This window comes from Streptomyces kebangsaanensis (genome assembly GCF_001906585.1).
Taxonomy (GTDB): domain Bacteria; phylum Actinomycetota; class Actinomycetes; order Streptomycetales; family Streptomycetaceae; genus Streptomyces; species Streptomyces kebangsaanensis.
The window spans coordinates 55,867-63,569 of the sequence record NZ_JUJA01000035.1 but is presented as its reverse complement, the minus strand read 5'-3'; the positions used below and the strand labels follow the sequence as shown (position 1 = coordinate 63,569).

The following is a 7,703-nucleotide window of genomic DNA, read 5'->3' as shown; positions in this document are numbered from 1 at the left end:
CTCGAACCGTGGTGAGGCAGGATGCACGCCGGACCAGCACGAGAGGGCGAGGCCGGCGGTGACCGAACCAGGCGCGGTGGACCTGATCCACTTGGAGGACGTGGACGGCGACTGCTGCATTGTCCGCGTGATCGGTCGCTACAAGCCCGGTGTGTTGACCGGCCACGACGTCCTCCGGGCTCAGGTCTTGGCGCACGCCCACTTTGTCGATGCCCGGCTGGAGCTCTACCTCTTCCAGCAGGACCTCGACGCCTGGCAGCAGGAACTGACTGGCCTCGCCCCCGGCACGGACGCGAGCATCGGTGGGGATCGCGGGCTGAGCCTCGCTCTCCACATGCACGAGGACCGCTCCCTGGCCGTAACGATCCACGATCCCGACCGCCTCAGCGCGATGCTGTGGATCCGGCCGCAGGAGAACTGGATGGACGAGCACCACGACCGACTGGAGCAGGTCCGGCAGACCTGGCCCAGCGAGGTTGTGGAAACGGCCCCCATGACCTACGAATGGCGTCCAACCCACCAGAGCTGAACAGCACCGCGTGGCTCTGCCGGACCGACATCACGAGTTCAAGTTCAGTAGTCCCGAACGCTCTTCTGTCTGACGACAGCGGGACGAGAAGAAATGCAAGGATCTGAGCTGGTGTGGGTCGGACCTGAGGAACCTGGCAGCATGCTCGCGTCAAGCCAACACTGCAGTCGTGGGTCGCATCGGATGAGTCATGATGTGCTGCTTCTTGACAGCCAGAGGCCAGGCGTGACATGTGCTCGGATCTCGGACAGGGGGCCGGGCGAACGGCGAAGAACACGCCTGTCTCCTGCTGCCCCTCTGCCACCCCCTTGGCCACTCACGATTCCGACAAGTGCGACGCAGGGCCCACTCCGGGCACCTTGAGACGGGCCTGACGTTACAACCAACGTGGCATAGACCTGGGCCCGTACCGGCAGCCTGCCTCGCGCGCTCGTGACCTTCCGCAGCCTGACGATCAGCCATGCCGACCTCGCCGGATGGACCAGAAAAGCCGCCGCCCACGGCCACCGCCGCAACTGCTTGGCCCATGCCCTGCGCGAACTCGCTCTTGACCTGAGCCCGCATCGCGCCTGATCCGGTGACTGGAGCTGGTCGTATCGCCGACAACACGCGCAGCTGCTATCAGCTCACCACGACCCCTCCGACTGCCGCAGGAAGGACACCGCATGGGTGGACCCCGGCCCGCGGGACATCGCGCACGGGAACCGGGCCACCGGTGTGGAAGTCTGCCTGGACCTCGCTTACGTGACCGCCCACCCCGGCACCCCCACCGAGACCCGCAACGGCATCAAGCCGCCCGGCTACGACTGGGCTCGTGCCCACGTCGGCTATCTGGGTGGCCAGCCCCGCGATGTCAACGGGGCGTGTTCCACGATGTGGTGTAGGGGATCAAGCGCTTCGCGTTCCGGTACAAGGCCCACGGCAGTCTCCGTGGAGACGGCAGCCCGCGAAGCGTCCCGTTGAGGCGAGTTGCACACCTGACCCGGCGGGGCCTCCGTCCCCGACCTACGGATTCCGGCTCCTTGATCCTCTGCACCACCTGGCGGGACGCCATCCGCACCGGGTGCCACTGACTGTGACGGAGACGTCGGCCCGACAGCCGTGGCCCGGTTCGTGGCTGCGGTGGCCAGTAGGCCCCAGCCCTTGATCGAAAAAAGGTTCGGGCTCTGTCGGTGGTCCCTGTTAGCCTCCAGCGACTCGTGCGACACAGGCGTTCCACAGGGAGGGGTTGGCTTGAACAGGTATCAACAGAAAGGGAGTTGGCGAACAGCTCGTCGGCTCTGCGTGGTGGGGCTGGTCGTGGCCGGCGTCCTGGGCGCTCCGGGCGCGGCCTTCGCGGCCGAGAACCTGCCGCCGCGTCAGCCGCTGGTGCAGGACCTGCTGACCGGTACCCGGCCCTGCACGTCGGGGGCGGACAAGGCGTACGTTGCGGCGCCGCCGACGGTCAGTGCCGTGCTGTACGACCCGGAGGAGGACGACCGGCCGGGCGAGGCCAATTTCGTCAAGGGCGAGTTCGAGGCCTGGTGGACCGGACCGGACGGAGTGGAGCAGCGCCGGTCGTACACCACGTCCCCGCTCCCGTCCGGGGTCCGGCAGCAGTGGCGGATGCCCGGCGACGTGCCCGCCGACACCACAGTGTCGTGGCACGTGCGCGCTGACGACGGCACGGCGACGTCCGCGTGGAGTTCCCAGGGCACCGGCTCCGCCTGCGAGTTCGTTCAGGACACGGAGAACCCGGCTGTTCCGGTCATCACCTCCACTGACTACCCCGACGACGGCAACCAGCATGACGGTGTCGGCGTCTGGGGCACCTTCACCGTGGACTCGCCGTCGTCCGACGTCGCGTCCTACGTCTACAGCTTCATCGGCCAGCCCCAGGTGACCGCCCGCCCCGACGTGCTCGGCGGACCCATCACGATCCGCCACCTGCCGCTCAAGGCCGCCTCGGACTACCTGAGTGTGCGCGCGGTCGACCGCTCCGGACGCAGCAGCACCACCGTCAACCATTACTTCCGGGTCTCGTCGGGCCGGGTGCCCGTGGCTCACTGGACGCTGGCCGACCCGCGCGGGTCGACGACGGCCACGGCCGAGAACGGACCTGAGGCCCGCGCGGGATCCGGCGTGGCCTTCGGCTCGCCGGGCCCGTGGGGGACGGCCCTGGCCTCGGCGGCTGAACTGGACGGCGGACGCCACGCCTTCCTCACTCCTGATGTCCCCGTGGTCGACGCCCGTGGCACCTTCGCGGTCGGCGCCTGGGTGCGCCCGGACCGTACGGGCCGCACGATGACCGCGGCCGGCCAGGACACAGGCCGCACGTCCGGCTTCAAGCTCGGCCTGCGCGTCGAGGACGACCGGCCCGTCTGGTCCTTCACCGTGGCCGGGGCCGAGGTGACCGGCGGGGCGCCCGCGAGGGGCGAATGAGCCCACCTGCTGGGCCTGTACGACGCCGAGACCGGCCAGGCGCACCTCTACGTCAACGGCCACGCGGTCGGTGAGCCGGTCCGGGCCACTGCCACCGAGTCCGCCGGCGCATTCCAGATCGGCCGGATCCGGCATGGCGGCGGCTACCGACAGCACTGGCAGGGCGCGCTCGGTGACGTTCGTGTCCACGACCGGGTGGTGGTCCCCGGGGAGGTCACCGAACTGGCCCGCCGCAAGCCCGCCCTGCTCGGACACTGGTCCCTTGAGGACGCCTCGGACGGTGTGAGCCCCGAACAGAAGGGTGGCACGCCGCTGCGGCTCGGCACCGGTGCGTCGATCCACCGCGGGCCGGACGGCTCCTGCCTCCCCGACCTCGACCCGGACTGCCCGGACGTGCCGTACGCCCTCGTCGACGACGGCCACCTGCACCTGGACGGCAAGAGCGGTCACGCGGCCACCGAGGGGCCCGTCCTGGACACCTCCGACAGCTTCACCGTCGGTGTCGTCGTCCGGCTGGCCGACCGCAAGCCGTCGGGGCCGATGACCGTCCTGTCGCAGGCAGGTGAGCACACGGACACGTTCAAGGTGCGCTACGACCCCTCGAAGTACGCCTGGCAGCTGATCGTGCCACACGAGGACGCGGTGGGGGCGAAGGAGACCGTGGTGTCCCAGATTGTGATGGCGAACGGAGGTCGGGGGGTGGGGCACCGGCTGGCCGTGGTGTACGACGACGCGATCGACCGCATCATGCTCTACGTCGACGGCTACACGAACAGCGACGCTACCGCCGAGCTTGCCGCCGGCCTGCCCAGCTCCGGACCCCTGCAGATCGGCCGGGCCACGACGGGCGACGGGTGGGGTGAGTACCTGCACGGCGATGTCGACGAGGTCCAGGCCTACCAGGGAGCCCTGAGGGACAAGGACATCCCCGGGCTCGGCCACGGCACCGATCCCTGCCTGTGCTGAACACACCGCCGGGTCTTTCCGGCTCCGGGTCCCCGCATGCCGTGCCGCATGCGGGGACCCGCGCCTTTCCGGCCGCACGCCAGTCCCGTGACTTTCTCCTTCCCTGCCCATCACCGTGTTCATAGCTCTTGGGCGTCGGCGTGGGGGAGGGCGCCCCAGTCGTCCGCCAGAGCCCCGATGACCGGTGTGTGACCGGGGTCAGGGGAGGTCGGACGGGGCCCCGGTCAGTTCGGCCGGTGGTGGAGCAGGGTGGCCCGTAGGTCGTGCTCGGTGATCTGGTCGGCGGGGAGGTGGAGTGTCCAGCGGTGGGCCTCGCCGTCCATGGACAGCACGGCGACGACGGTTTCCAGCGGTGGGCGGCCGGGTTCGGTGTACGCGAACTGGCGGATGATGACGGCGGTGTCGTCGTCCAGGCCGAGCAGGGCGCGTACGGTGTCCCTCAGTTCGCGGAGGTGCGGGCTCGGCCTGGTGGTTGCCGGGCGCGGTTGCAGTGGCATGGGGGTGCTCCTTGGTTCCGGGAAGGCCCAGGACACCGGCGTCCCGGGCGGCTTCGCGGTGGTTCACTCGGGTGGTGTGTGGAGGGAGGCCCGTTCCCAGATGGGTGTCCTGACGGAGGGTCGGGCAGCGCGGTGCTGTTCGGTCGCGGTTGCCTGCCAGGTGGCGAGGAGCAGCAGCGTGCCGGTTTCGGCCAGGAGACTGAGCAGGGCCTGTGGGGCGGGTTGAAGGCCGTGTTCGGTGAAACCGAAGACGCCCACGGTGCGTGAGGCCGCGAAGCCGCCGAGGGCGCCCAGGGCCACACCGGCGGCAGCGATCCTCATCAGCGGCGGCATCCCGATCAGCAGCAGGGCGGCGACCGCGAAGGAAACGCTCGCCTGGAGCAGGAACAGGGGGCCGACGATGTGGATGAAGCGGTACTCGTCGGCGTAGAGCCGGGCGTGGATGTATCCGCTCGCGGCGAGCGTGGCGGCGGTCGCCCAGCGCAGGGCCGGGGCGAGGAGCCTTCCAGTGCTCATGTCAGCCTCTCGTCCTTGATCGCCAGCTCCCGGTCGCCCTGCCGGTAGCCGACGGTGCGAATGCCGAGGGCGTCCTTGAGCTGCCGGGCGGGGACGACCTGGGGGGTGGGGGCGGGGGCCCGGCCCGGCTTCGGCAGCGGGTAGGCCGTGGTGGTGGCGGAGTGGAACGTGATGTTGCCCTCCGTCTTGGTGAACAGCTGGTGGACGTGCCCGTTGAGGCAGGTGACCGAGGAGAAGCGGCGCAGGAGCGCGATGACCCGCAACGCGTCGTCCGTGCTCCAGCCCCACTTCGGGTACATGGCGAACAGCGGGATGTGGCTGAAGACCACGACGGGGGTGTCCGACGGCAAGCCCGCGAGGTCCCTGCGGACGAATTCGATCTGCTCGTTGCCGAGATGGCCGAGTTTCTCCAGGCTCAGGGTGTTGACCAGGGCGATGAAGTGCACGCCGTGGGTGTCGAAGCTGTACCAGCCGTCGCCGAGCGTGCCCTTGCCGAAGGTCCGCCGGTAGGCGCGGCCGGCGTCGCCGATGGAGTCGTGCTCACCCGGCACGGTGAAGACGCGATCCGTCTGCATACCGGTCATCATCTGCCTGACCTGGTCGAACTGTGACGCCGTGGACAGGTGGGTGAGGTCGCCGCTGTGCATGACGAAGTCGGGCCGGAATCCGAGCGAGTTGACCTGGTGGATCGCTTCGGTGAAGGAGCCGGCCACGTCCATGTTCGCCGGGCCCTGGAAGCCGATGTGGCTGTCGGAGACCTGCACGAACCGCAGTGCGCCGCTCGCCGTCGTGCCGCCTGCCGCCGTGCCGCCCGCCGTCGCGGCGGCAGCGGTGTCCCGGGAGTCGGCGATGTGGCTGATCACCTCTCCACTGGCCACGGTCAGCACCACGGCTCCGCCGAACCACCCCGCGTGCCGCAGCAGTTGGCGTCGGCTCATGCCGTTCGGTCCGGTGGGCTGTTCGGTGTCGCCCACCGGCGCCGGGTCGCCGCTGTCGTGGTACTCGGTCATCGGGTCACCTCCACGGTGGCGGTCATGAACGGGTGGATGGTGCAGAGATAGGTGTAGGTGCCGGGCTTGGTGAACCTGTAGCTGTAGGTGGCGTGGGTGGTCAGGGCGGCCGAGTGCAACGGGCCGCCTGCTCCGGAGCTGGTGACGGTGTGGGCGTCGGTGTCCTGATTGGTCCAGGTCACCGTGGTGCCCGCTTTGACCTTCAGCTTGGCCGGGGAGAACGCGAAGTTCTTGATGGCCACGGCGTTCCCGGCCACCGGCGCGGTCGGCGTGCCCGTATGCGGGGGACTCATGGGCATGCTCATGCTGGGCATGGGTGAGGCGCCGGGAGCGGAGCCCGCCGCTTTCCCCGGCCCCGTGGCACCGGGCATCCCGGCCGTCTGGTGCTGCCCCCGACCGGGAGTGAGGGCGCCGGCACCGGTGGCCGAGGAGTGCGACGACTGGCCGCATGCGCTCAGGAGCCCCAACGCGCCGGCGGTGGCAACGGTGGCGACGGCGAGTCCGGCAGCGGCGCGTGATCGCCGGCCTGGTGCACGAAGGTTCAGGTACATGGTGTTCGTTCCTCGAAGTTGCGGGCGCCATAAGGCAGTTCCCCGTCCGCGGCCCAAGAGCGATGCGTCATGGGTTGGCGGTGCGTGTTTTCGGAAAGAGGTGTGAAATGCCGCGTATGTCAGCTCTTGCCTGACTTCACGGATGGCGCAGGTCGCGCGGTTCGGTCGATGCGCGCTTTTTGTGGAACTTCTTCGGAGTGCCGCGGATCGGTCGGCTTTCCGGTGCTCTGTGTGCACGGTCCTGGCGGTGTCGTGACGCCTGACGGGCGTGCGCCGCCCGTAGCGCTCGCGGAGCGTCACCCGTGCCGCGCAGGGCGTCACAAGACAAAGCACCGAATATGCGCAATGATCCTCTTATGTCCTGGAGCTCCAGAAAACGTGGCCCAAGGACCGATCCGGATCGCTCCGCACACCGTGTCTCTGGGAAAGGGCCCCTTTCGGCCACGGACGAGGAACTGCTGCGCACTCTGTATGCCGAGCACGCCGGACCCCTGTTCCACTACGTGCTCCGGCTGACCTCAGGGGACTGGCAGTGGGCGGAGGATGTCGTGCAGGAGACGTTGCTGCGGGCGTGGCAGCATCCCGCCGCGTTCGACCCCGCGCGAGGCCCGGCCCGGGCATGGCTGTGCACGGTCGCCCGGAACCTGGTCATCGACGCCCACCGGGCCCGGCGGGCCAGGCCGGCCGAGGCCGGCGGCGAGGCGCTGAAGCGGGCCGCCGAGCAGAAACCGGGCGAGGACGAGATCGAGCAGGCGCTGCAGAGCTGGGCGGTGGCCGACGCCGTCCGGACGCTGTCCCCGGACCACCGCGCGGTCCTGCTGGAGACCTACTACCGGGGCCGGACCATGACGGAGGCCGCGCGGGTGCTGGGCATCCCGCTGGGCACCGTGAAGTCGCGGACGTACTACGCCCTGCACGCCCTGCGGCTGGCGCTGCGGGAACGGGGCATCGAGCCATGACCGCGGCATGCAGGAGGTGGCGACCATGAGTGCGGAGCACGACGCCCTCCGGATGGCGCTGGGAGGGTACGTCCTGGGCGCGCTGCCCCCGGCGGAGATGGAGCAGGTGCGCGACCACCTCGCGGGATGCGCCGAGTGCCGGGCGGAACACGCGCAGCTGGCGGGACTGCCCGCGCTGCTGGCGACGGTGACCGAGGCCGAAGCCGCAGGCCGGACGGTACCGGCTGCCGACGAGGACCTGGCCGATCGGCTGG

General features: G+C 69.8%; 10 protein-coding genes. 6 read left to right on the top strand and 4 right to left on the bottom strand.

The features are described from left to right. From RH94_RS40585 to RH94_RS46285, 4 genes are all read left to right on the top strand, one after another. The coding region (locus RH94_RS40585; RefSeq protein WP_234425533.1) for a DUF5959 family protein at window positions 1-529 on the top strand (529 nt) is incomplete at its 5' end. 432 nt (window positions 530-961) lie between these two features. After that, complete coding sequence (locus RH94_RS40580) at window positions 962-1,102, top strand: hypothetical protein (protein WP_158073015.1); 141 nt, start codon at window positions 962-964, stop codon at window positions 1,100-1,102. Window positions 1,103-1,816: 714 nt separating this feature from the next. Continuing rightward, window positions 1,817-2,950: a hypothetical protein gene (locus RH94_RS46290; RefSeq protein ID WP_324614229.1), complete on the top strand. Its 1,134-nt coding sequence runs from the start codon at window positions 1,817-1,819 to the stop codon at window positions 2,948-2,950. A gap of 6 nt (window positions 2,951-2,956) precedes the next feature. Further along, window positions 2,957-3,916 carry a LamG-like jellyroll fold domain-containing protein gene (locus RH94_RS46285; protein WP_324614230.1) on the top strand — a complete coding sequence of 320 codons (960 nt, stop codon included), beginning with the start codon at window positions 2,957-2,959 and terminating at the stop codon, window positions 3,914-3,916. Window positions 3,917-4,140: 224 nt separating this feature from the next. Here RH94_RS46285 and RH94_RS04505 read toward each other — a convergent pair whose 3' ends face one another. The 4 genes from RH94_RS04505 to RH94_RS04490 form a co-directional block, all read right to left on the bottom strand. After that, window positions 4,141-4,413 carry a hypothetical protein gene (locus RH94_RS04505; protein ID WP_073946350.1) on the bottom strand — a complete coding sequence of 91 codons (273 nt, stop codon included), beginning with the start codon at window positions 4,411-4,413 and terminating at the stop codon, window positions 4,141-4,143. 63 nt (window positions 4,414-4,476) lie between these two features. Further along, a complete protein-coding gene (locus RH94_RS04500; protein ID WP_073946349.1) occupies window positions 4,477-4,929 on the bottom strand; it encodes a hypothetical protein in 453 nt (150 codons plus the stop codon). Continuing rightward, entirely contained in the window at window positions 4,926-5,939 is a 1,014-nt protein-coding gene (locus RH94_RS04495) for a metallophosphoesterase family protein (protein ID WP_073946348.1), read from the bottom strand. The genes RH94_RS04500 and RH94_RS04495 overlap by 4 nt, the downstream gene beginning before the upstream one ends. Next, window positions 5,936-6,232, bottom strand: a complete 297-nt coding sequence (locus RH94_RS04490) for a plastocyanin/azurin family copper-binding protein (protein ID WP_073946347.1) — start codon at window positions 6,230-6,232, stop codon at window positions 5,936-5,938. The genes RH94_RS04495 and RH94_RS04490 overlap by 4 nt, the downstream gene beginning before the upstream one ends. Window positions 6,233-6,846: 614 nt before the next feature. Between RH94_RS04490 and RH94_RS04485 the strand changes: the two genes are divergently transcribed. Then, window positions 6,847-7,449 carry a sigma-70 family RNA polymerase sigma factor gene (locus RH94_RS04485; RefSeq protein WP_073946346.1) on the top strand — a complete coding sequence of 201 codons (603 nt, stop codon included), beginning with the start codon at window positions 6,847-6,849 and terminating at the stop codon, window positions 7,447-7,449. 25 nt (window positions 7,450-7,474) lie between these two features. Further along, window positions 7,475-7,703 (top strand): anti-sigma factor family protein (locus RH94_RS42380; protein ID WP_234425532.1); only part of this gene is annotated, 229 nt, incomplete at its 3' end.

Excerpts from the sequence above, each read along its gene's own strand:
- RH94_RS04505 (WP_073946350.1), bottom strand. The coding sequence starts at position 4,413 with ATGCCACTGCAACCGCGCCCGGCAACCACCAGGCCGAGCCCGCACCTC.
- RH94_RS04500 (WP_073946349.1), bottom strand. The coding sequence starts at position 4,929 with ATGAGCACTGGAAGGCTCCTCGCCCCGGCCCTGCGCTGGGCGACCGCC.
- RH94_RS04495 (WP_073946348.1), bottom strand. The coding sequence starts at position 5,939 with ATGACCGAGTACCACGACAGCGGCGACCCGGCGCCGGTGGGCGACACC.
- RH94_RS04490 (WP_073946347.1), bottom strand. The coding sequence starts at position 6,232 with ATGAGTCCCCCGCATACGGGCACGCCGACCGCGCCGGTGGCCGGGAAC.
- RH94_RS04485 (WP_073946346.1), top strand. The coding sequence starts at position 6,847 with ATGTCCTGGAGCTCCAGAAAACGTGGCCCAAGGACCGATCCGGATCGC.